The organism is Stenotrophomonas sp. STEN031, assembly GCF_056759975.1.
In genome coordinates this window covers 127,119-149,987 of record NZ_JBRREA010000002.1, presented here as the reverse complement: position 1 = coordinate 149,987, position 22,869 = coordinate 127,119, and the positions used below count along the sequence as shown (strand labels likewise).

The window sequence follows — 22,869 nt, the reverse complement described above, 5'->3', positions numbered from 1 at the left end:
GAGCCCCCATCACGATGAAGGGCGCCAAGCGCCTGCGTGACGAACTCGATCACCTGAAGTCGGAAAAGCGTCCCAAGGTCATTGCCGCCATCGCCGAAGCACGCGAGCACGGTGACCTGAAGGAAAACGCCGAGTACCACGCCGCACGCGAAGAGCAGGGCTTCATCGAAGGCCGCATCAAGCAGCTGGAAGGCGAGCTGTCGCACTCGGAAGTCATCGACATCAGCAAGCTCAATGCTGGCAGCAAGGTGGTGTTCGGCGCGACGGTGACCCTGGCCGACGTGGAAACCGATGAAGAGAAGCGTTACCAGATCGTCGGTGACCTGGAAGCGGACATCAAGCTGGGCTTGATCGCCATTTCCTCGCCGGTGGCGCGTGCCCTGATCGGCAAGAACGAGGGCGACGCCATCGCCATCGATGCGCCGGCTGGCCAGCGTGAGTACGAAATCGTCAGCGTCGAATACCTCGACTGACGATGGCCAAAGCCACACTGCTGCTGCCCGCGCGCAGCCGTTTTCCGGCAGGCGAACTGCCGGCGCAGGTGGCTACGGCCCTGGGCCGTGCCGAGCGCTCGCTCGGTACAGCCGGTGAACTGGCGCAGCTGCGCCGTCACTTCAGCGTGCAGCCGGCCGACTGGTCGGCTGCCGCCTTGACCCGCCAGGCCGATGCCGGCGACGCCGCCGATGGCTTCTGGCTGCGCGCCGATCCGGCCAACATCGTGCCGGACATGCAAGGCGCGCGGCTGATGGCAGCGGCGGAAACGTTGCGCCTGGAACAGGCCGATGTGGATGCCTTGTTGCCCGCATTGCAGCCCTTGTTCGCCGGCTTCGGCTACCAGTTGGATGCGCCGACGCCGGCGCGTTGGTATCTGCATCTGCCGGACGACACGCCATTGCCTGCGTTCGCCGAACCCGATGTCGTCCTCGGCGATGACCTGTTTGCCCATCTGCCGAGCGGCGAGAACGGGCGCCGCTGGCGAGCGCTGCTCACTGAAGCACAGGTGGTACTACACCAGCACCCCTGGAACGAACAGCGCGTCGCGCAGGGCCAGCGTGCGGTGAACTCCGTGTGGTTCTGGGGGGCGGGAAAGCTGCCACAATCCGTGCAGACCGCACATGCGCAGGTGCGTAGCCGTGATGCCTTGCTGCAAGGCCTGGCTGCAATGGCCGGTGTACGTCTGGGCGGCGAGCAGAGCGTGGATGCATTGGTCGATCTACGCCAGTTGCGTTCACTGCAGCAGCTGACGCGTGACGCCATCGCTCCTTTGCTTGAAGCGCTTGCGCGTGGTGAGCTCAGCGAATTGCAGCTGGATTTCGAGGACGGCACGGGTTATCGCCTGACCCGCAGGCAGCGTTGGCGGCTGTGGAAGAAGCCCATTTCGACGCTGGCCGATGAGTGAGAGCTTGAAGATTGTTCGTCGTGACGCGGTCGTGGCCGACGACTGGAACGATGGGACGCTACCGTTGCTGCGCCGCATCTATGCCGCACGGGGGGCGACCACGCCTGAACAGGCACAGCCACGACTTGCGCAACTGCACGCGCCAGAACTGCTGGGTGGCATGCAGGCGGCGGTAAGCCTGTTGGCCGAGGCCATCGCCGGTGACAAGCGCATTCTGATCGTGGGCGACTTCGATTGTGATGGCGCTACCGCCTGCGCGGTGGGGGTGCGGGGACTGCGCATGCTTGGCGCGCGTGACGTGGTGCATGCGGTGCCGAACCGGATGCTGCATGGCTACGGTTTGTCGCCCTCCCTGGTGGCAGAGCTGGCGGCATTGCAGCCTGATGTATTGGTCACGGTCGATCACGGCATTGCCTGCCATGCTGGCGTGCGTGCGGCAAAGGCGCTGGGTTGGCAGGTGTTGGTCACCGACCATCACCTTCCGGGTGAGCAATTGCCACCGGCCGATGCAATTGTCGATCCGAACGTGGACGGCGACGCATTTCCCAGCAAGGCATTGGCAGGCGTCGGCGTCATTTTCTACGTGCTGATGGCGCTGCGTCGGCATCTGCGCGAACGCGCCGCATTCGCTGCGCAGCCCGAACCTGATCTGCTGACCTTGCTGGATCTGGTGGCGGTCGGCACCGTTGCCGACCTGGTGGCATTGGATGACAACAACCGCGCCCTGGTTTCCGCAGGCCTGCGCCGGCTGCGTGCTGGCAAGGCCTGCGCGGGTTTGCAGGCCTTGATCGAAGTAAGTGGTCGCGATCCGCGTCGGCTCAGTGCAAGCGACATCGGCTATGCCGTTGCGCCCCGCCTCAACGCGGCGGGGCGACTGGAAGACATGGCACTGGGCATCGAGCTGTTGCTTACCGAAGACCCGGCGCAGGCGCGGCACATCGCCACCTTGCTGGAGGAGATCAACGCCGAACGCCGCGCGGTGCAGCAGATCATGACCGACGATGCCGAGCGTGCCGTCGCCCGTGCGCTGTTGGATGACGGCATGCAACGTCCGGTCGCCGCCTGCCTGTTCGATGCCGAATGGCATCCGGGAGTGGTCGGCCTGGTCGCCTCCAAGATGAAGGATCGCCTGCATCGCCCGGTGATTGCCTTTGCCCCGGCCGAGCCGGGGGCTGATGCACTGCGTGGTTCGGCGCGCTCGATCAGTGGTTTCCACATCCGTGATGCCTTGGCCGCGATCAATGCCAGCCACCCGGGATTGATGGAGAAGTTCGGCGGTCATGCGATGGCGGCCGGGCTCAGCTTGCCGTTGGCCAATCTGCAGGCTTTCAAGCTTGCCTTCGAACAGCAGGTACAACGCAGCCTGGACCCGGCCTTGCTGCAGCAGCAACTGCTCAGTGATGGTGAGTTGTCTCCCGCAGAGCTGGATTTCCAGCACGCTGAAGCGCTGCGCATGGCCGGCCCATTTGGACAGGGCTTTGCCGAGCCGCTGTTCGATGGCGTATTCGAAGTACTTGAATGGCGCGTGCTCAAGGAACGCCATCTGAAGTTCGTATTGCGTCAGACCGGGAGTTCGGCGCGAATCAACGCGATCCATTTCAGCGGCTGGACCGGCACCGCACCCGCGCAGCACGTGCAGCTTGCCTACCGACTGGTGAGCGACGACTACCGCGGCGGCAAAGCCATCCAGCTGATAGTCGAGCACTGCGCAATCGTTTGATCGGGTGCAAGCATCCCTTGTAGTGCCGAGCCATGCTCGGCAGGGGCTTCACCGCGGATCCATCACAACGCGTAGCCCCGGTAAGCGGCGCACACCTGGGGCATTTGCGGCCAACTCGAATAATTCTGGTTCCTTGACCCCGGGTGCGCTCTGCTTACCCGGGCTTCGGTACTTGCATAGCTAGCTTTGTGTGATCTACATCACCAAAGACGAATCTCGAATGTCCAGACAACAAACGTCGTTTGGAAACCGACGATTGCAGAATCCGCGCAGTTCAACACCTGGCCACGCTTTGATTGCGTGAGGACTGCGTGATGAAGGCCATCCTCCACTAATACATTCCTACGAATTCAGTATTCAAAGGCCCGATATGGGTGTCAGAAAACTGGCGCGTTTCATAAAGCAATGGCAAAGTCGGGTTCTCGATCACGCATGGGACGACGGAACGCCCGATGTTCGCCGAATCACTTTCAGCAGCAGGCGGCTTGCAACGCCTGCATCAGGACCGCCGCCTGGTTCGTGTAGAGACCGCACTCGCACCAGAGACATTCCTGGTCAAACGTTTCGACGGCAACGAGTCGGTCTCCGCGCCTTTCCTCTACCACGTCGAATTGCTGTCCACCCAGCCTCGATTGGAGTTGAAACAGCTGGTCGGCCAGCCGTTGCGACTATTGCTCGGTGACGAGTTTGGCGGCCGCAGCGTGCATGGCTATGTGCGCGAATTCGCCAGCACCGGCCAGCAGGCGCAATTCAACAGCTACCGCGTCGAAGTCGCGCCGTGGTTCGCGTTCCTTGATTACACCAGCAACTGCCGCATCTTCCAGGACAAAAATGTCCTGGAGATCATTGAAGAAGTGTTTGCCGGTTACGAGCAGCTGGCACGCTATCGCTACGATCTCAATGCCGGCAAGCTGCCGCCATTGTCGTACTGCGTGCAGTACAACGAATCGGATTTCGCCTTCGTCAGTCGCCTGCTGGAAGATGCCGGCCTGTACTACAGCTTCGTGCATGATGACGAGGGGCATACGCTGGTCATCAGTGATGACTCCACGCTCAGTGTCGTGCATGGCGAGCCGGGCAGCGTTGCCTATGTCTCCGATCAGGGCACGTTGGCGCGTACTGGCCTGCATCGGTGGGGCGCACGACGCAGGGTCGGGCCGAGTGCACAGACCTTGCGCAGCTTCGATTTCAAGCAGCCCAAGCAACAGCTCGATGGCAACCAGGGCAACCAGGTGCCGATGGGCCTGTTGCCACCGCTCGAGCAGTACCGTTACGACGGTGCGGCGCGTTTTGCCAACAGTCGTGTCGGCGAGGCATTGGCGGCGGTGCGCAATGAAGAAGTCAGCTGGCCAACGAAGTTGTTCGAGTGCGCAGGCAACGCGGGCGAACTCGCCGCTGGCGCGTGCTTCAGCCTTGATCGCCACCCGGATTTCATCGGGCGCGACGAGGTGGATCGTCAGTTCTTCGTGGTGTCGATGCGGCGCGAGGGGCATAACAACTTCGCCAGTGATTTCTCCAGTGCCGAGTTGCCCAGCATGGAAATGCAGGCGCAGGTGTTGCGCCGACGAATTCCCTTCCGTCCTTTGCGACAGACGCCATGGCCGCGTATGCCAGGGCCACAGACTGCTACCGTGGTCGGTCCGCCGGGTGAGGAGCTGCATGCCGATGCCTACGGTCGGGTGAAGGTGCAGTTCCACTGGGACCGCAAGCTGGACCGTCGTGAAAATGCCTCGTGTTGGATACGTAGTGCCAGTCCGTGGGCCGGTGCTGACATGGGCGGCGTGTCGCCGCCGCGCATCGGCCAGGAAGTCATCGTCGACTTCCTCGACGGTGATCCGGATCGTCCGATCATCACGGGTCGGGTCTACAACGAACAGAACATGCCCCCGTTCGGCATGGAAGTCAGCGGGCTGAAGTCGAAGACAGTGAAGGGTTCGGGCTGGAACGAAGTGACCATGCACGACGGTGCCGGCGGGGAACTGCTGAACATGCGTGCGCAGCGCGACATGGTCACCACGGTGCTCAATGACCAGACTGCCAGCATCCTCAACAACAAGTCGACCAGCGTAACGGTTGATCACAGCATGACGGTGGGTGGTAACCAGACCATCGGCGTCACCGGCAACCGCGGGATCACTGTCACCGGTACCGACACCTCCACCGTGACCGGAACGCGCACCACGGACGTCACCGGTGCGGTCGGCGAAACGTATCACACCGGGCAGACCAAGACCATTCTCGCCGCCGGCTACACCGAAACCATCACCGGTCCCTTCACCACAACGCTGACCGGCAACTACATCAGCCAGCGCACCGGCACGTGGCAGCAGACCATCACCTCGACCTCGCTCGAACAGGTGCAGGGAAAGGTGACCGAACAATATCTTGCCGGGCGCGAAACCAGCATCACCGGCTTGGACAAGCGCGGAGTCACTGGTGCCGTCGAGGATGCCAACAAGGGACCACGCACCATCGGGGTGGAAGGTACGTTCGAGCAGGGGGTCACCGAAACCCACTCGCAGTTCTCCACTGGGGAAATGACCCTGTCGTCTGCGGCCAAACTGATCGCAGCCGTCGGCGAATCCTCCGCCATCGAGATCACGGCGGGTGAGATCAAGATCAGCGCCGGTGGTTCGGAAGTGGTGATCAATGCCAGCGGAGTCTCGGTCAACGGCAGCGAGATCAAGCTCAACTGCTAAGCAGAACGGAGATTCAGCATGCAGGACACCCCCATGTTGCGCGGCCTCGCTACCTTGCGCGAGGCGTGGCTGCAGGCAAGTTCCGACCCCTCCCGGCGATTGCTGATATGGCGCCTGCCGGCCAATGCCAGTCGTCTGCTGGCGGCCTTCTTCGAGATGCAGCGGCACGATGAAGGGCGCGATACGCCGGACTACTTCCTGCGCATCGATACCCGCTACGAACTGGGTTTCCGCTACAGCAGGCAGATCAAGCAGGACCTTCTGGAGCGCTATCTTGGCAGCCAGGACGAGTTGCGCGAGCAGGGTGTGACGCTGGGTTGGCGCGGCCCCAACGAAACCCATCCGGATTCTGCCGCGGGTGTCGTCGAGGTGCTGGCGAGCTTTGCCGAACATCACGGCGCGCATCTGCGCTTGATGGCAGCCGTACTGGAGCCCGAACGCTACGTGCCAGGTGATGGCTTCGAGCGCTGGGTTTCGGCTGCGCTGAACGCCAGGCCCAGCGCGCAGCTGCGTCTGGTGCTGGTGGATACCGAAGAGGATCCCCGTTGGCAGCCGCTGCTGGACAGGCATGCGGGTGTGGCCGCGCTGATCGGTGGCGACGTCGATATGTTTGGCATCGCCCGCGATACCGCGGCGCAATCCACCGGGCGCGGGCCGGAGGTGTTGTATCGACAGTTGCTGGCCGACTTGGTGCTGTTGATCGAGCGGGGTAGCCCCGCCCAGGTGGTCAGCCGGGCGGAGCGTGCGCAGGCACTGGCCACGCGCAATGGGTGGCATGACCAGCAGTCGGTGGTACAGATGATGGTGGCCGGTGCCTGGCTCAAGCACGGCGATCACGCCCAGGCGATCAATGCCTACCGCAATGCGCGCACTGCGGCTGAGAGTGCCAGGCTGGGCGGTAACGCCGCAGGTGCCGATCTGGTGACGCAAAGTTGGTTTGGCGAGGCGGGCTGCTGGTTGACGGCCAAGCAGCCTGAGCGCGCCGCGCAGACCTACCTGCAGGCCTCGACCTCGGCGGCGAGCATTCCGCACCCGATGTTCCAGCTGGAAGGGCAACGCATGGCCGGCTGGTGCCAGTTGCAGGCGGGCAACCGGGAGCTCGCGCGCACCCAGCTGCTGGAGGCTATTCGTATTGCCAAACCCTTGCCGCCAGCGGACCGCAAAACCACAACGCTGCCGCAGGCGCTGTGGGATCTGCTGCTGTTGCAGGACGCACGCCGCTGCCAGAAGTTGCAGGACGTCGCGGCCGAGTATGTGCAAGCCAGTGCGCGTGTGTTCGGCGATGCCGAAAACCATGCGATGGCCCTGGGGCCGCGGCCGGCACGGTCCGCACTCGATGCCATCGAGCGGCAATTGGACGTGGCGCTGGAGCAGGGCTTTCATCGTGCCCAGCAGGAACGTGAACGACTGATCCAGGCCGGTGATGAGTTCTTCCGCAAGATCGTCGCCGTGGGCCGGGATTTCCTTGATCCATCCTGGAACGGCATTCCAGCCATCGAACACCCCCTGGACCATGAGATCCCGGTATGGAGCGAGCCGCCGGCAATGCAGCCGTTACCGGATCCGTCGGAATTGTGGCAGGCGGCCGATACCGCGCGTAGCGCAGCACAGACAACAGCAGGAGCAGCACTGGCATGACGCCGAGCAGGAAAACAGCGGTGATGGCGGTGGCCATCGTGATTGGAATCATCGTGGTGGCCTGGATCAGTGCCGACTATCGCGATGAGGTCAAAGCCTTCCTGCGTGCGCTGTTGCGCGCCATCTAAGCGACAAGGAGTGTTGCCATGAGCATCGCTGCCAAGCATCTTGATCCGCAGTTGGGCATCGACATCCATATGTATGCGGTGCCGCCAAGCCCGCTGCCGACGCCGCATATCGGGCTGGTACTGGATCCTTTCGATTACATCCCGTTCATTGGCTCGACGATCAAGGTCAATGGTGTGCATCGCGCCACTGCGGGCACGGGTGGGCTGGACGTGCATATTCCCCTAGGGGTGTGGGCACCGCCGTTGGCCGCGCCGATGGGCCCGCAGTTCGATGGCGAGGAAATCTTCATGGGCAGCCGCACGGTGTCGGCAGACGGCGAGCCCTTCTCGCGGCTGGCCATGCCGGTGCTGGATTGCAACCTGGCCGGCATGATCAACCCGTTCCGGATGAAGAAGCCCAAGAAGCCGCTGCGGGCGATGTCCTTGCCGACGGGTTTGAACGTGGCCATCCCCACCAATGTAACGGTAGGTGGGCCGCCGACGATCTCATGGACAGCGATGGCATTTCGTGCAGCCTTCGCCGGACTTGGCAAGCTGCGCAAGACGAAGTTCTTCCAGGGCAAGATGGATGCCTTCAAGAAGTGGCGTCAAGGCAAGTGGGGCCATCTGCCGCCAGGCACGCTCAAGTGCAAGATCCTGCGCGCCGAGCCGGTGGATACCCGCGATGGCAGTGTGGTGGTCAGTCACCAGGATTTCGAGATTCCCGGTCGCCTGCCGCTGGTCTGGCAGCGCAGCTATAGCTCCGCGCAGATCGACCGTGGCGGTGCCTGTGGTATCGGTTGGCAGGCGCCTGCCGACATCATGCTGGAAGTGCTGGCCGACGGCTCGGTGTGGATGTCCGGGCCGGGGCAGGTTGCGTTCTTCCCCGAGCTGCCGCCAGTGGATGGCGAGGCGGCGGCGATACTCGATTTTGTCGATGGCGCGCGCCTGCTGCGCCGACAAGGCCAACTGCGGGTGCGCTTCAAGGGCGGGCTGGAGTATGTGTTCGGCAACGATCTGCCTGCAGGGGTTTCCCCGTTGCCTGCACATGGCAGCTTGGTGCTGCAGCGTATCGAAGACGCCAGCGGCAATTATTGGCGGTTCGAGCGCAACGACGGCCATCTGGTCCGTATCGTCGAAAGTGGTGTCGGTAGCCTGCAAGGCCGATTCATCGATGTGGACGCGCGCGGGGGCCGCATAGAGCGCATGGCCCTGCATGACCCGGCGACCGGGCTGGTGCATCCCCTGGTGAGCTACCGTTACAGCAATGATGGCGATCTGGTTGCCGCAATAGATCCTCTGGGCGCTGCACGCACGTTTGCGTATGGGCAACATCGGCTCATACAGCATACTGACCGCGTTGGCCTGTCGTTCTACTACACCTTTGATGCGCAGGGACGGGTAGTGCATTCCTGGGGTGATGGCGGGCTGTACGACTATCATTTCGAGTACGACGCATTGCTGCGCGAGACCCGCGTTATTGACTCGCTTGGCCACCTGAGCGTGATCAAGTTTGATGAGAACCAGTTGCCGCTTTGCGAGATTGATCCGCTCGACGGCGTCACCTTCTTTGAGTACGACGACTTCGGCCGCACGGTTGCGGTAACCGATCCGGAAGGCCTGCGTACCGGCTTTGCCTACGATGCACACGGCAACCTGTGCTGCCTGACGCGGGCCGATGGCAGCACGCTGCAGATGGAGTACGACGACAACGACAATATGCTTGCGCTGCGGTCGCCGGATGGCGCCGCGTGGCAGCAGGCTTATGACGCGCGTGGACTGATGGTTGCGCAGACCGATCCATTGGCGGCGACCACACGCTATGACTATGACGCCAGCGGGCAGTTGCTCGCGCAGACCAACGCGCGACAGGCCGTCACCCAGCTGCGCTACGACCGGCACGGACTGGTTGCCGCGGTTGTCGATGCGCTCGGGCATGAGAGTCGCTACGAGCAGGATGCGCTGGGCAATCTGCTGCGGCAGGTGGACCCGCTGGGCCAGGTAAGCCGCTATGAATATGACGCCAAAGGCCGGTTGCTGGCGACGATCACGCCCGACGGTGCCGGTGTGCGCTGCGAATACGATGCGGAAGATCAGCTGGTCCGTTACACCGACGAAGCCGGCGCGCAGACCCTGCTGGAGTATGTGGGTATAGGCCAGATCGGCAAGCGGCTGCAGGCTGATGGTCATACCGTGGAATACCGCTATGACAGCGAAGAACAGCTGGTCGCTGTCATCAATCAACGCGGTGAGACCTACCAACTCCTGCGCGACCCGCTCGGCCGCATCGTCGAGGAAGTCGACTATTGGGGCCAGGCGCGGCGCTACAACTACGACGCTGCCGGGCGGCTCACCACAACGGTCGACCCGCTCGGTCAGAAGATTGCCTTCAACACCGACAAGATGGGGCGGATCACCCGCAAGACCTTGCCGGATATCCGCCATCCCGGGCAGCAGCTGCAGGAGCACTTTGTCTACGACAAGCTCGGACAGCTGGTGGAAATGCGCAATCCCTCGCGTACGGTCAAGCGGCGTTACGACCCGGTCGGACAGCTGCTGGAAGAGCTGCAGGATGGCTTCCGCGTCGGCTATGGCTACGACGCGGTGGGCAACCGGGTGTCACGCGAAACCTCTGCCGGCAATCACCTGAGCATTGGTTACGACCTGCGTGATCAGGCGGTATCGATCACGATCAATGACGAATCGCCGATCCTGATGCAGCGCGACCCGCTGGGGCGGACCACGCAGGAAACCCTGAGCCCGCATCTGCAGCGCAACTTCAGCTATGACAGCCGCAACCTGCTGACCTCGCAGTCCATCCTCAAGGACGCGGCGCCGCTGTTTGAAACCAACTACGACTACGACCGCAGCGGCAACCTGACCCGACGCAGTGACAGCGGCCAAGGCGTGGACGAATACCGTTATGACGCTATTGGGCGCTTGCTGCAGCACACCGACCCGAAAGGCAAGATAGAACGCTTCTTCAATGACCCGGCGGGCGACCGCCTACGCACCGAGATCAAGCAGGTGCAGGCACGTAAAGTGGTGGGCGGCGACAACGATGAGCTGGTCACTTGGACGCGCGAAGGTACGTACCAGGGCGTGCACTACGTATTTGACAGGGCAGGCGACCTGATACGCAAAGGCGCACCGCACGGCGACGCTCCCGACGATCTGACCTTGATCTGGGATGCCAACCACCGTTTGGCCGAAAGCCGGCGCAATGGACAAGTTACGCACTACGGTTACGACCCTCTAGGTCGAAGGGTATTCAAGCGCAATCCAACGCAGACGACGTGGTTCTTCTGGGATGGTGACGCGATGCTGGGCGAGGTGCAGCAGGCTAACGACGCGGAAGACGCGGCATCGGTTTGGGTGGGGAATGTTGCGAACTTGGTTGAGGTGAGAGCGCGGCAGCAGAAGTTGGCAGCGTTGTATGGTCGGTTGCGGGAGCACGTCTATTACCCGGAAACCTTTGTGCCTTTGCTTTTTTTTGAGCGTGAGAGAAGTCGAGATCCATCTGGCGAAAAGATTGGGCCAGATGGAAATAAAGCACTCAGTTCACGTGCATTGGAGCAAAACTGCACGCTATCGCGCTCAAGTGTGGCTGGATTTGGGGTGCTGGGTAGTGCGGTTCTCGGTGGGGAAGGTGCTGGTAACAGCTTGTACACGCTGACGCAAGAGGTGGAGGGACAGTCCGGGTCAAGCATCGGCGAGAGGGGCGTGGTTGAGTGTGTGGATGTTGGTAAGCAAACTACATTTTTTTATGAAGTGGATCCTAATGGATGCCCCTCTCGCGTGACGGATGCCGAAGGCTCCGTTGTCTGGTGTCTGGACTCGCCGCTATGGCGTGGCCAAAACGGCAAGGCGTTATTCAATAATGTTCTTGATTGCGCTCTGCGCTATCAGGGGCAGTACTTTGATGATGAAACTGGATTTGCATACAATCGCAATCGTTTCTTCGATTCCGATATAGGTTCGTTCATAAGTCAGGATCCTTTGGGTTTGGATGGTGGAGATAATCTTTACCTATATGGGGATTCTCCGCTGATGGATATCGATCCTCTTGGTCTCAAGCGGATAAAGATTATTCAAGACCCGAATGGACAGACTATTCTAGAAATAGACAGTAGCAAGTACGCCGCCGGAACGCCCGAGCACAGGCAGCTTCAGCGGTTTGTCCGAGCTTGGAATAGCGAGATTCAGAAAGCTGGAGGATCATTGACTAAACGGAGTTCGATATCCGCGGTTGAGGAGGCGGCGTCTGCCACGTGGAAGCGAAATTTGAGGAAGAAATATCCCCGCCGTTTTCTTAACAAGGTTGTCGGGCATACTCCAGATGCGATCATGGGTGGGCGGATAGCAGGCGGTAGAGCGATGGCGCTTCTCAGGTCTGTAAATTCTTATCTTGGCGGAATAGCCAAGGGAGTTCCCGCGGGAACGGTTTATCACAAGGTGACATTGAAATGCAGAAAATAGCGCCAGTTGACAATGAGGTTATTTTTATTTTCGAGACGTTACGGAAGTCTTACCCAGAGAGGGCGGAGGAGGTAAAAGTAATTTTGCGGGGCGCGGGAATGACAGAGAAGGAGATTGATGCTTCTTTGAAAATGAAAGTTGGCCGACCCGATGCTGCGCCGCCGAGCGAGTATCCCATGTTGGATGCTAGCTTTCGTCCCACCACTCCGATGTTGCGGGCGAGATATAGCTTTGCTTCTTCTATCGTAGACGTCGCTTGGCGATTTCCGTCTATGAAAGAACTAGCTAAATTATTGGCTTCAAAACAACTTAAGGCGGTCGCAGCGTCTCAGCGGGAGAGTTGGGATGGTTCTGCTCCAGATGCTTTCGATGAGTCCAGTATCTCTCTATTTGCATATACCAGTTTGGATGACGGTGATGTTGCCTGGCTGGTTTGGAATAAGGGTGATGAGCCTGAGGTCTGGACATACCAGGGGCAGCGCGAAAATAAGTACAAGAATATCAAGGAATTCATTTCATACATTATTTCGTGATCGCGGCCTATTTTGGGTGCGAACTATTGTCCCGGTTTTATTTAATTGATTATTTCGGCGATAGCTGCCGTGGGAGTGTCGCCTTACCGTAAGCTTGATTCAGGTGTTTTAGAGGTCTCCGGACAAACTAGCCTCAAGGAGACCCCCGATGCGCAAGAGCAAATTCACTGAGAGTCAGATCGTTACCACCTTGAAGCAGGTTGAGGCCGGAAGGCAGGTCAAGGATGTCGCCGTGAGCTTGGGATTTCCGATGCGACGTGCTACGTATGGAACTCCAAGTGCGGCGGCATGGAAGCTTCGGACGTGCATCGGTTGCGCGACGTAGAAGCCGAGCACGCAAAGCTCAAGCGGATGTACGCCGAACTGGCGATGGAGAATCATGCGTTGAAGGATCTGATTGCAAGAAAGCTTTAGACCCGGCGCATAAGCGCCCGCTCTTGGCCTGGCTGTAGGACCGCCACGGCTGGAGCGAGCGCTGGGCCTGTGCTGCGATTGGGATGCCTCGCTCAACGGTACGCTACCGCCATCGGCCAGATCGGGACGAAGAGGTAATCACGTTACTGGCCGAGCTCTCTGAGCGCTTTCCGGAGCGCGGCTTCGGCAAGCTATTTCAACTGATTCGTCGCCGCGGTTTGGTCTGGAATCACAAGCGTGTCTGGCGTGTGTATTGCTTAATGAAGTTCAACCAGCGTCGGCGAGGGAAGAAGCGCCTTCCAAACCGACACCCGAGGCCGTTGGTGGCCGGTGAGCGGATCAACGGCAGTTGGTCGATCGACTTCATTTCCGACGCGCTTTGGGATAGGTGGCGGTTCCGGACATTCAACGTAATCGACGATTTCAGTCGCAAGGCTTTGGCCATCGAAGTTGATCTGAATTTACCGGCTACGCGGGTCATACGCACTTTGGAACGAATTGCGGCGTGGCGAGGCTATCCGGCATAGCTTCGCCTGGACAATGGCCCCGAGTTCATCGCTTTGGCTTTGGCGGATTGGGCGGAGCGAAAGAACATCGCGTTGGATTTCATCGAGCCAGGACGACCGACGCAGAACGGCTTCATCGAACGCTTCAATGGCAGCTTTCGACGTGGCGTGCTGGATATGCCCGTCTTCCGCAATCTCGCCGAAGTATGTGAACAAGCGGGACAGTGGTTGGCCGATTACAACACCGAGATATCTCACGACAGCCTTGCCGGGCTGACGCCTGCCGAGTTCCGCCAATACGACGAACCGGAAACCTCTAATTTAGCCTGGCTTTGAATTATGGGGAGTCGACACTAACGCTCTGTTTGCCGATGGCGGGTTGGTTATTGCGGCGCAGCCTGCTGCAGCTCCACCGCGTAGATCACACTGTCCTCGATCCGGCCGTCAACGGCGAACGCGATGGATAGCTGGTCAGGCGCAAGATCGGTGCGGTGAGTGAAGCACGTGGCTACACCTTTGGTGCAACTGAAATCCCAAGCTTCACCGCCTGCAACGCGCAGATCGCCCACCGTCGTTCGGTTCGTGATCACCAATCCTTGCAAGGATAGCGGCTGACTGAAGACGTGTAGCGGTTCCAGCTCGGTGCCGGGCGCAGCGACTTCAAAGCCAGCAGCTTCGCGGTCCATATGGTTCAGGACAATGGTGACGATGGTGGCATTGGGGCTTTTGCCGTTGTCGGGATAGACACGGATGCCAAGCTTGTCCCAAACCAGTACGGTAAGGCCGGGGCTTGGCTGGGTGCTTCGATAGTCTTGGCCCAGCGCTTGTATCCATTCGCTCATCGGTGCGCCGAGATTCATTGCGTTGCCTTGATAGACCAAACCAGTTGGCGTGGTTTCGATCAAAGGTCCTGCGCTGGCAGCTGCGGCGGTAGTTGCTGCCGCAGGAGACTGAGCACGGGAAGATCTCGCATCGCAGCCGACGAGTGCGATACCAAGCGTGGCGGCTGTGAGTAGACGTCTGCCGACTTCTTGCCGCGTCACTTGACCTCGTTCTCCTTGCTGAGAATGTCTTTGTAGACGTCTGCGATGTTGTCCCGGCTGCCGTCACTGACGCAACTGTGCGCATGCGCCTGGCTAGAGCTTTGGTGGTGAACGACAGCCTGGTCCGGGCGAGCCCTGTTCAATGAGTAGATCCGCGTTTGATCGCCGTCCAGACGTTGTCCAGGTGTGCCCGAATTTGCGGCAATGCTTTGGCTACGTTCGGATCATCACGGCGTTCGCCACCGAATGGTGGGTCGCCTTCGATCTCCACGAGCGAGTCGCCGTTCACCACAAAGTGTTGCTGATCACCTTGGCGTAGATCGATACGCAGTTGCTGAGGGTCGATGCCTCCTCCGCAGAAACTGTGGGTAGCGAACGTCAGCTCTGCACGGCCATCTGCATCCAGGTCTGTTGCCTGCGTCTGCTCCAGGAAATAGCCGGCGTCAAGATCAAGGCCTTCGCATGAGATGGACTGCTCAACCTGCCAGCGCGAGGTCCATGGCGCGTCAGCGGTAGTGCGAATGAACTGTTCCGCAATCAAGGTGATATGGCCGACGGACTCTTCAGTGGCGTCCTCTTGCAGTGTTTCCTCATTGCGTGAAAGCAGAAGTAGTCCGTGACCATCTTTGTCGTCGAACGCGAGCTGCTTTACAAGCGTGCCTTTGAACATGCGCTTTAGTTGGTCCAGAGGAAGATCGGCGCGTACCTGCACCTTCGCCATGCGCTCCGGCTTCACCGCGGCTACTGCCTTTGCTCTTGAAACTTCTGCTGTGTCAACTGACGTGGGTGAACTACAGCCTGGTGTGGCGAATACCGATAGAAGCGCTACTGCCAACGCTAACAGAGCTGTCTCAGCGCGTATTGCCCCCGGCTTTTTTGGCGACGACGATGCCGAGGGCGGTGTTGAGATCAGCAGCAGCCAGTTCATCGAGCTTGGATTCCTTTAGTTCCTTCTGAGCGAAGGGCAGATAGCTTGTCGGTACGTAATAGCGCAGGGTCGCAGGGTTGAATCGGACGAAGTTGATCTGATCGCTTTGGTTCCCGCCCAGGAGAACAGGCCGCTCGCGATCCATCGAATAGACGAAGCCGACGTGCGAAGTTCCTACCAGACCTATAGCGCCATACACGGGTTCGTCGATCTGGTTGAAATTGGTAGTATCCGCGGCGAAGGACCGCGCACGGTAGGGGTACGGCGAAGAAATGGGATAACCCGCGCTGCGTAGGCACCAGTTCACGAACGAGGCGCACCAAGCGTTGGCGCTACCCGACAGACTGGTGAATTGCCGACCGTAGCCTAGTTCGGAATGGAAATTCACAGTCTGGCTGATCTCGTCTTCTTTCTTTCCCGCCCACTTGCTAGCCTGGGTGTAGGCGTGTTCGATCCACGGCGCACGCGTTTGCGAAAAAGGAATGATCGCAATGGGATGGCCTTGGCCTTCCCGGCTACGGGTATCGCGCGCTTGCAAGATAGGTGCAGGCGCGCTGCGGCTGGTCGCTGGCGGCGGTGTGCGGGGGCGGGTTCTGATCAACGAAGGAGGGGATGTGGCTCGCGCTCCAGTCGCATTATCCGCAGCGCGTGTTCCGCTGGAAGTGGGCTTCGCGCCTGCCGGTAGCGTCAGCTTCTGTCCGGGACTGATCCGGTTGGCGTTGCTGATGGAGGGGTTGGCTGCCATCAAAGCCTGCACACTGGTGCCATGTTGATCGGCGATCTTGCCCATCGTGTCGCCAGAACGGACGCTGTATACGATGGGCTGTGGCTTGGGCGGGGCCGCCGGTCCGGGATCATTGGCGGCTGTGGTCTGCGGCTTGCCGTAGATCCAGACAACGTGGCCGGGATAGATGCGGTTGGGGTTGCGGATCTGGTTGTTTGCTGTCAGCTCGCCGACAGATGTCTTGAATCGCGCCGCGATTGAAGCGAGCGTGTCGCCCGGCTGCACCACGTAGCGCAGGGGAGCACGGCTACCGTCGGCAGTACGGGTGGGGTTATGGGGTTGCGAGTTGCCACCAATGGTCATCAACTGGCGGGCAAAAATCAGCGAGGACGAGGCTTTTTGCAAAGCAAATTCGCCAATCTTTGTGCCGAGCTTGCCGGATTCGTCCAGGAACAGTTCGATCAATTCGCCTGGTTGGCGGGTAACGAAAGTCGGGAGTACACCATTCTGGTTGGTAGAGGTCTTCCTCTCACCTGTGGCGCTGCTGCGGACGATAACGGGGGTGGCAGGCAATGGCCTGGCGCCGTCTGACAACGTGACTTGAGTAGCGTGAACGATGCGTTCTTTGCGCGAATCAGCATTGGCATTGAAACCCTCATACTGCTCCATGGCGGCGACCATGCCGTTGAACTGCTCCGGTGTCATGTCTTTGATGACGGTGTCGTCAGTAGCACCAGAGCGGTTCCGGACAAACGCGAGATAGGCAGCAGTATCGTTCTCGTCCTCTGGTGCGTAGACATGCATGGCATCGTGCAATGTCATTTCGTTGTACTTGCGCCGCAGCAAGGCTCGCTTCTCATCCCGTCCGTCTTCAGCAGTCGGAAAGATGGCGAATTTCCCACTTTTGGTGTCGGCCTCGCCTATCATTTTCTGGTACTTGCCGCCGGGCCGCAGGTTGCCTGGATTGTTCAGTAACCAAGCCAGCGTGCCGCCACTGCGGATGAGCTTGTCGCCGGTGTCGGCGGTGAACTCCACGGTCCGTGTTTCCCTGTCGAAAGTTGCGCTGATATAGGTGGTCATCCGGTATCCGCCTATCGATTGGAAATTCTGGTCAACGCCTGCGTGACATTCACGCCCTTTGGAAGCAGTCGGGTGGTGTCGAGCACCCACACCCAGCGTTCTTCATCTGGTTGCTGCTTCAGCAGATAGCGGTACATCTCAACAGTGCTGTCTTCGTCGTACGGCGTTGTCTTGAACTTCAATTGTGCGACGTACAAGGCAACGTCATTTGACTCAACGACTACGCGCGCGTCGCGCAACGGAAAGTCTGCGGTAGCAGTGACTTTGACGAGGAATTCGGTAGGGGGTGCTTCGGAGCTTGGTAGCAGTGGCAGCTGATTCCACACCGCACCATCGGACGCAGGGTGATACTGGAAAGTGTAGACGTGAAAGCTGTGGGCATTGAAATGGCTGACGTAGCCAGAGTTGACGCGCAGGGTGCCTTGGGAGGTTCTGATGTCGGTGTTGCCGGAGGCGTACTGTTGCGCTTGGGCGGCCGGTACCCAGCTCAGGCACAGAAGCATGAGGAGCGAAAATATCTTCATGTGGATGCCGGAGATTCGTTGAGGAGTTCGAGGATCTGCTCTGAAGTGAGCGAGCCGGTGGGTGGGTCGCTTGGCTGGCCAAGGAATGGATCTACGCCTTCGAAGTCAGGGTTGTCGCCGTCATTCTCTGGCGGCAAACCTGCACTGGAAGCAATTTTGTCCCAACTATCCTCGCCAACCTGCAATGTCAAAGGGCGACCCAGACCGTCGGCCATGACGCGTGGCAGGCGGCCATCCTCGCCAACGGTGCCGCTGGTAACTTCTTTGCCATCGGCATCGTTGATGCGGAACGGTTTGCCTTTCCAGCCCAGGTCCGCGGCCAACGCATCACTGCCTTCCAGAGCGAAACGTAGGCTTTCCTTGAACGCGAAAAGGCCGGCGGGAAGTGCCGGCAAGGCCGGTGCATCGCTGCTGCCGCCCAGGAATGGATGCTCGCCCGCCTTGACCTTGAACTCCCCAGGGCAGCTGAAGGTGATATCGCCACCTTCCAGGGTGATTGCGCTGCTGCCTGCCTGCAGGACCACCTTGCTCTTGGCGAGTACATCGATGCGCTGGTCGGTGGCGGTGACGGTAATGGCCTGGTCGGCCAGCAGTTCCAGTTCGCCGTCGTTGGCCTGCAGGCTGACGGGGCCGTTGGCAGCAATCAACCGCACCGGGCCGGCTTGCGCGAACAGCGAAACCTGGCCGCCGGAGACCGCAGCGATGGTTTCCCCGCTGCTGGCGTGCAGGTCTTGTTGTACGGTCAATTGCAGGTTCTGCCCGGCGAACGCAATCGCGCTTGCGGGTGTGGTCCAGGCGATATGATTGGGTGCTTCAGCCAGCAACAGCGGCTTGGCGAAGCGCTCAACCGCTTTGTCGCCGGGTGTACGGCCATCGTTGGGCTTGAACTGGGACTGGCCATTCACTACGCCTTGGAAGCGGCCGTCCACGCTGGGATCGATCTGCTCGCGCAACTGACCAGTGTGCTGCCACGCGTTGAGGCCCGGGACCTGCTGTTGCTGCAGTGTCTGCTGCATCTGCTCCAGGCTGCGTTCGGCACCCCTGAGCTGGGCAACGACCTCGGCATTGTCCATCACCGTTGACGCTGCGCGCTCCTGGGTACTGGCGGACAACAGCAAGCCCTCGGCTGCATGCACATTGCCCCAGCCCTGCGTCGCCAGTTCAAAACCTTCGCCACGCAATGCGCCGCGCTCCGTGTTCTGATGTTGGATCAGGTAGCCCAGTTCAAGCCGGCTGTCGGCAAGTGAACTGTGCAGGCGTGTGCGTAGCTGGCCGGGGGTGTCGTCGATCAGCCACTGCTGGCTCCCGCTGCCATCGTGCGCTTGTGTATGCAGCCCGCTGAGTACACCTGGATGCTTTGCGTTGTCGTCAATGCCGCCGCCAAAGGGAGGCGCAACATTGCCGTTGTACAACTGGCCGGTGATGCGCGGCTGATCGATGTCGCCGTGCAGGAATTCCACCAGTACTTCGCTGCCGATGCGGGGAAGAAAGGCGGTACCCCAGTTGGGGCCGGCAATCCATTCGGCGACGGACACCCAGCTGCCGCTGGATTGGTCGCCGGGCGCGTGGCCGGCTTGGGCGCTGCCGGTTTCGCTCAATCCGCCGGCGTTCGGGGCGCTGCCACGCTGCCAGCCGAACTGGACGCGCACCTGGTGTTCGCGGTTGGGAGTGAGTGCGGCATCAGCGATGCCAACCACGCGGGCGGTCTGCGGGCCGTGCAGGGTAGGGCGGTCATGCGGTAGCGCACGCACCGGCACACTGGCCGCGGTCGCGATGAAGTTGTTGCGATAGCTGCCGCGCTCCAGGGCGGTATCGCCAAGCAGCTCGGCAATGCCGCTTTCCAGGTTGTTCACGGCGGCGTGGGCGACGACCAGCACCTGGAACTGGCTGCCCTCATGTTGCGGGTGCTGGGTCAGGTTGAAACGTGCGCCCGCCGCCATGCGGCGTTCGCTGCTGCTGCCGTTATGCAGCAGTTGGGCAACCTGCAACGCGTCCAGTCGCGCCTGGGCCTCGTTCTGCGCCCAGGTGGACTCGTTGAAGCGGCCAGCCCGCGGCTGCACATACACTTCCAGCGGCGGAACGTCACCGCTTTGTGCGTTGGCTTGCCCTGCAATCGCGTTGAGTTTGTCGGCATGCCAACTGGCAACGGTACTGCTGTTGGGAACCAGTTGCTGCTGCTCGCTGAAACCGGTTATGCCGTCACTGGATTCGCTGGCGGCAATGCGATGAAAGCGGATGTTGCCGAGGTCAGGCAATTCGGCCTGAGGCTCAAACACCACGAAGGTATGTGCGCCATCGCCGTCCTGGGTTTGCTCGATGCGCCAGCCCAAGCCACTTTCAGCCAATAGCCGACTGATGAATTCCCAATCGCTCTCGCGGTATTGCGTGGTGATTGGGCGCTGTGGCAAGGCGGCTTCGATATCGAAGCGATAGGACGCCTGCGGGTAATCATCAAAAATCTGCCCGCAGATCGCGCGTACATCCAGGTCTTGGAAGATCACCGCGTTGCGGCGCAAGCGTAGCAGTGCCGTCCACGGTTCGAGCGTGAGCTGGTAGCGGGCAAGGCCACCGTCGCTGCCCAGCTGCGCCACGTCGGTACACAAGCCGTGCCACTGTCGCGGCGACCCGTCCGGCAGCTGAAGCTGCAGGGTCAGTGGCTGTTCCAGCCAACCATCTGTCTCCAGGTACGCGTCGGTGCAGAGGCAGTCGATCTGCAGCCGCGTGACGCCGCACAGGGCCTCCTGGCCCTCGAAGCGCTCAACCACCAGGCCCTCATGCGGGGCCTGCAGTTTGATCAGACGATTCTGGTGTGACAGCGCGGCGAGCGCGGCAGACAACGAGGAGCTCGGGATGTCCATATCGACAGGCTCATGGCAAGGTGATCGTGATGTGTGCAGTGCGCTCGGGCATTTGCACGACGTTGTTGTAGGCCGCCAACTGCTGGCGGGTATCGTGACCCATGTAGGTGCGCAGGCCGATGAAGGCCAGCACGCCGAAGCAACCAACAACTGCGGCTGGCAACCACAACGGGATGACCCGGCGCAGCTGGTTCCGGATATTGTCCGGTGGCAATGCATGCGGGGCGAAGCCGTGGCGTTTGCCCTTGAGGTAGACGATCTCATCGCCAAGTCGCGCGGTGAGATAACCGAGCTTCTCTGTACCTTCTAGGCGATACTTGCCTTCGAAGCCCATCAGCAGGCAGTAGTGGTACACCTCCAGTGACGGCAGGCGTGGACCACCCTGGCGGCGCAACTCCTCAAGCTTGTCGAAGAAATGCTCGCCGGCAAGATGCTCGCCGAACATGCGCAACTGCAGCGGGCTGCGTTCCCATACTTCATGCAGTGGCGAAGGCTGGGAGAGGATGGCTTCGTCCACCGCAGCGCAGAACGCATACTTGGAGGCATATACGTCCTCTGCTGCGATCCCAAGGCGCATCGCATTGCGTTCGACGCCGTCGAGGAACTTCTGCACGGTCTGCACGAAGCCCTCGGCGTCGTTGGGCAACTGCCCGCGCTTCAGTAACAACAGCAGGTAGAAACCATCGGACATCAGATCCTGCAGGCTTTGCGGAGCCGCCGTGATCGGAGTGCTGTTGGCCATGGCCGCATTGCCGGTCAGTGACGGCATCGGGCCCGGGGTGGGAGGCAGGTGTGAATTCATCAGGTGGTCACCGCAACGAGTTCCAGTTTCAGGTCGGCAATGCCGGCCGGGACGTAGATCATCAGCGACTGCGATTTGAGCATGCGCTCGTACAGCGCGCCGCGCGGATCAATTTCGAAATAGTGACTGCCAGGCCGTACCGGAATAGCGGCCGGTACCTGCGCGGCGTGGGTGAGCTTCACGCCGGGCAGCGCAGAAAGAACGCATTTCTCCACATCATCCGGTGCGCCGATCTTGAAGCGGATCGGGACGGTCTGGATGAGGTCCTGCGCCGGCATGGAAGCCGACACGGACAGATAGAACGACGCTTCGCCGTCGATGCGCTGCGAATCGAGCCGGCCAAGATGATAGGACGGCTTGATCTCGTTCAGCGCGATCTTGAAATAACGCGTGGAGATCACCGTCTCAAGCAGGGCGCGTACGATTTCCAGCAGCTTGCGGAACGAGGCTTCCGGCTGGTCGTGGCGATACACCGGAAGATCGTTCAACTGATAGGTGTTGGAGAAGGTGAGCAGGGCGCCGGCCATGCGCAGCAATTCCTGGTGCAGGCGCTCCGGGTGCAGCTGCGGGTGATGCAGCAGATGCGCCAGGGCACTGAACGACGAGTTGATCGTATGCAGCAGCCAGAACGAGGCGATATCGCCTGAGCGGAATTCGATGATGTTCTGCGAGGTCTGCCGATGCAGGCCGTACAGCGCATCCACCTTGGCCTGCAACGCATCCAGCACCGAGCGCAGCTCGCGATGCAGGAAGGGGGAGGCCTGCAGCTGTGCGCACGGCGGGATGAATTCATCATCAAGCTCGAAGCCGCCGCTTGACGTGCGGCGCACGCGTGCAACCGGTACGGTGGTGTAGGCGTCCTTGGGCTGATCGTCGGTGAGCAGCTTCACCGCCTTGCTGAGGTAAGCCAGCTCAGCCTCGGCCGCATCGGTGAACAAGTCATCCGAAACCCGGTTGGCTTGCCGGTAACGCGCCAGCACACTGCCCTCGGCGTCGGCGCAATTGCGACCATCATCACGCAACAGCGGTAATGCGAGATACACAATCGTCGCCTGTACCCCCGCTGGCAGGTCCTGCAGCGAGACAGCGTCGGGCAGGCTGTCATGCACCGGCGCGTCGTAGGTCTCACCGTCGGGGAACACTGCGGACAGGTCCAGCGGTCGCAAGGTTCCACCGGTCAACGCATGCGGATCGAAACGTACACGCCTTGCGCCCCAGGCATAGGGGTGCAGCGTCTGGGACAGGTCCTGCAGACGTGCCTCGTGATAGGCGTCCTGACGCTGGAAGTGCTGTGGGCGCAGGAACAAACCTTCACCCCATAAAACCTTCGACATCCTGCTTACGTAAGCCACATTTCAATCCTTGGAAATCCTGTCGGCGCGTTGCATCCAGCATGCTGCTCAAGCCGCTTGATT

Annotated in this window: 17 protein-coding genes and 1 pseudogene; 11 read left to right on the top strand and 7 right to left on the bottom strand. The window is 60.6% G+C overall.

Features of this window, described 5'->3' with window-relative positions; all coding sequences use genetic code 11:
• The first annotated feature begins 8 nt into the window (after nucleotides 1-8).
• From greA to ACVOLQ_RS01555, 11 genes and pseudogenes are all read left to right on the top strand, one after another.
• On the top strand, nucleotides 9-473 hold the full coding sequence (gene greA, locus ACVOLQ_RS01605; RefSeq protein WP_481526841.1) for a transcription elongation factor GreA: 465 nt from the start codon (nucleotides 9-11) through the stop codon (nucleotides 471-473).
• 2 nt (nucleotides 474-475) lie between these two features.
• Complete coding sequence (locus tag ACVOLQ_RS01600) at nucleotides 476-1,399, top strand: phosphoglycerate mutase (RefSeq protein ID WP_313171885.1); 924 nt, start codon at nucleotides 476-478, stop codon at nucleotides 1,397-1,399.
• The gene (gene recJ, locus ACVOLQ_RS01595; RefSeq protein WP_481526821.1) at nucleotides 1,392-3,119 is read left to right on the top strand and encodes a single-stranded-DNA-specific exonuclease RecJ; all 1,728 of its coding nucleotides are present in this window, start codon (nucleotides 1,392-1,394) and stop codon (nucleotides 3,117-3,119) included. Before ACVOLQ_RS01600 ends, recJ begins: the two co-directional genes overlap by 8 nt.
• Nucleotides 3,120-3,571: 452 nt before the next feature.
• Nucleotides 3,572-5,818 (top strand): type VI secretion system Vgr family protein, encoded by a 2,247-nt coding sequence (locus tag ACVOLQ_RS01590; RefSeq protein ID WP_481526820.1) that lies wholly within the window; start codon nucleotides 3,572-3,574, stop codon nucleotides 5,816-5,818.
• Between the two features lie 18 nt (nucleotides 5,819-5,836).
• Entirely contained in the window at nucleotides 5,837-7,456 is a 1,620-nt protein-coding gene (locus tag ACVOLQ_RS01585; RefSeq protein ID WP_481526819.1) for a hypothetical protein, read from the top strand.
• Entirely contained in the window at nucleotides 7,453-7,584 is a 132-nt protein-coding gene (locus ACVOLQ_RS01580) for a hypothetical protein (protein ID WP_275452865.1), read from the top strand. Before ACVOLQ_RS01585 ends, ACVOLQ_RS01580 begins: the two co-directional genes overlap by 4 nt.
• 18 nt (nucleotides 7,585-7,602) lie before the next feature.
• Complete coding sequence (locus tag ACVOLQ_RS01575) at nucleotides 7,603-12,042, top strand: RHS repeat-associated core domain-containing protein (protein ID WP_481526818.1); 4,440 nt, start codon at nucleotides 7,603-7,605, stop codon at nucleotides 12,040-12,042.
• A complete protein-coding gene (locus ACVOLQ_RS01570; RefSeq protein ID WP_481526817.1) occupies nucleotides 12,030-12,575 on the top strand; it encodes a hypothetical protein in 546 nt (181 codons plus the stop codon). Before ACVOLQ_RS01575 ends, ACVOLQ_RS01570 begins: the two co-directional genes overlap by 13 nt.
• Before the next feature lie 148 nt (nucleotides 12,576-12,723).
• Nucleotides 12,724-12,989, top strand: a pseudogene (locus tag ACVOLQ_RS01565) (transposase).
• Nucleotides 12,990-13,072: 83 nt separating this feature from the next.
• Nucleotides 13,073-13,516 carry a DDE-type integrase/transposase/recombinase gene (locus tag ACVOLQ_RS01560; protein ID WP_481526816.1) on the top strand — a complete coding sequence of 148 codons (444 nt, stop codon included), beginning with the start codon at nucleotides 13,073-13,075 and terminating at the stop codon, nucleotides 13,514-13,516.
• A gap of 72 nt (nucleotides 13,517-13,588) precedes the next feature.
• Complete coding sequence (locus ACVOLQ_RS01555) at nucleotides 13,589-13,831, top strand: integrase core domain-containing protein (protein WP_481526815.1); 243 nt, start codon at nucleotides 13,589-13,591, stop codon at nucleotides 13,829-13,831.
• A 47-nt stretch (nucleotides 13,832-13,878) separates the two neighbouring features.
• Here the strand turns inward: ACVOLQ_RS01555 and ACVOLQ_RS01550 are convergent, their stop codons facing one another.
• The 7 genes from ACVOLQ_RS01550 to tssK form a co-directional block, all read right to left on the bottom strand.
• Nucleotides 13,879-14,400 (bottom strand): DUF7738 domain-containing protein, encoded by a 522-nt coding sequence (locus ACVOLQ_RS01550; protein ID WP_481526814.1) that lies wholly within the window; start codon nucleotides 14,398-14,400, stop codon nucleotides 13,879-13,881.
• A gap of 277 nt (nucleotides 14,401-14,677) precedes the next feature.
• The gene (locus ACVOLQ_RS01545; RefSeq protein WP_481526813.1) at nucleotides 14,678-15,259 is read right to left on the bottom strand and encodes a M949_RS01915 family surface polysaccharide biosynthesis protein; all 582 of its coding nucleotides are present in this window, start codon (nucleotides 15,257-15,259) and stop codon (nucleotides 14,678-14,680) included.
• A 130-nt stretch (nucleotides 15,260-15,389) separates the two neighbouring features.
• Entirely contained in the window at nucleotides 15,390-17,270 is a 1,881-nt protein-coding gene (locus ACVOLQ_RS01540) for a TIGR02594 family protein (RefSeq protein ID WP_481526812.1), read from the bottom strand.
• A gap of 11 nt (nucleotides 17,271-17,281) precedes the next feature.
• On the bottom strand, nucleotides 17,282-17,794 hold the full coding sequence (locus tag ACVOLQ_RS01535) for a hypothetical protein (RefSeq protein WP_313172281.1): 513 nt from the start codon (nucleotides 17,792-17,794) through the stop codon (nucleotides 17,282-17,284).
• Nucleotides 17,791-20,652, bottom strand: coding sequence for a type VI secretion system Vgr family protein (locus tag ACVOLQ_RS01530; RefSeq protein WP_481526811.1), 2,862 nt, complete (start codon nucleotides 20,650-20,652; stop codon nucleotides 17,791-17,793). The genes ACVOLQ_RS01535 and ACVOLQ_RS01530 overlap by 4 nt, the downstream gene beginning before the upstream one ends.
• Nucleotides 20,653-20,662: 10 nt before the next feature.
• Nucleotides 20,663-21,454 carry a DotU family type IV/VI secretion system protein gene (locus tag ACVOLQ_RS01525; protein ID WP_313172277.1) on the bottom strand — a complete coding sequence of 264 codons (792 nt, stop codon included), beginning with the start codon at nucleotides 21,452-21,454 and terminating at the stop codon, nucleotides 20,663-20,665.
• Nucleotides 21,454-22,788 (bottom strand): type VI secretion system baseplate subunit TssK, encoded by a 1,335-nt coding sequence (gene tssK, locus ACVOLQ_RS01520; RefSeq protein WP_481526810.1) that lies wholly within the window; start codon nucleotides 22,786-22,788, stop codon nucleotides 21,454-21,456. The genes ACVOLQ_RS01525 and tssK overlap by 1 nt, the downstream gene beginning before the upstream one ends.
• Nucleotides 22,789-22,869 lie beyond the last annotated feature (81 nt).

Bases quoted from the DNA above. Each gene is read 5' to 3' on its own strand.
- ACVOLQ_RS01600 (WP_313171885.1), top strand. From the start codon at position 476: ATGGCCAAAGCCACACTGCTGCTGCCCGCGCGCAGCCGTTTTCCGGCA.
- recJ (WP_481526821.1), top strand. From the start codon at position 1,392: ATGAGTGAGAGCTTGAAGATTGTTCGTCGTGACGCGGTCGTGGCCGAC.
- ACVOLQ_RS01590 (WP_481526820.1), top strand. From the start codon at position 3,572: ATGTTCGCCGAATCACTTTCAGCAGCAGGCGGCTTGCAACGCCTGCAT.
- ACVOLQ_RS01585 (WP_481526819.1), top strand. From the start codon at position 5,837: ATGCAGGACACCCCCATGTTGCGCGGCCTCGCTACCTTGCGCGAGGCG.
- ACVOLQ_RS01580 (WP_275452865.1), top strand. From the start codon at position 7,453: ATGACGCCGAGCAGGAAAACAGCGGTGATGGCGGTGGCCATCGTGATT.
- ACVOLQ_RS01575 (WP_481526818.1), top strand. From the start codon at position 7,603: ATGAGCATCGCTGCCAAGCATCTTGATCCGCAGTTGGGCATCGACATC.
- ACVOLQ_RS01570 (WP_481526817.1), top strand. From the start codon at position 12,030: ATGCAGAAAATAGCGCCAGTTGACAATGAGGTTATTTTTATTTTCGAG.
- ACVOLQ_RS01560 (WP_481526816.1), top strand. From the start codon at position 13,073: ATGCCTCGCTCAACGGTACGCTACCGCCATCGGCCAGATCGGGACGAA.
- ACVOLQ_RS01545 (WP_481526813.1), bottom strand. From the start codon at position 15,259: ATGGCGAAGGTGCAGGTACGCGCCGATCTTCCTCTGGACCAACTAAAG.
- ACVOLQ_RS01540 (WP_481526812.1), bottom strand. From the start codon at position 17,270: ATGACCACCTATATCAGCGCAACTTTCGACAGGGAAACACGGACCGTG.
- ACVOLQ_RS01535 (WP_313172281.1), bottom strand. From the start codon at position 17,794: ATGAAGATATTTTCGCTCCTCATGCTTCTGTGCCTGAGCTGGGTACCG.
- ACVOLQ_RS01530 (WP_481526811.1), bottom strand. From the start codon at position 20,652: ATGGACATCCCGAGCTCCTCGTTGTCTGCCGCGCTCGCCGCGCTGTCA.
- ACVOLQ_RS01525 (WP_313172277.1), bottom strand. From the start codon at position 21,454: ATGAATTCACACCTGCCTCCCACCCCGGGCCCGATGCCGTCACTGACC.
- tssK (WP_481526810.1), bottom strand. From the start codon at position 22,788: ATGTCGAAGGTTTTATGGGGTGAAGGTTTGTTCCTGCGCCCACAGCAC.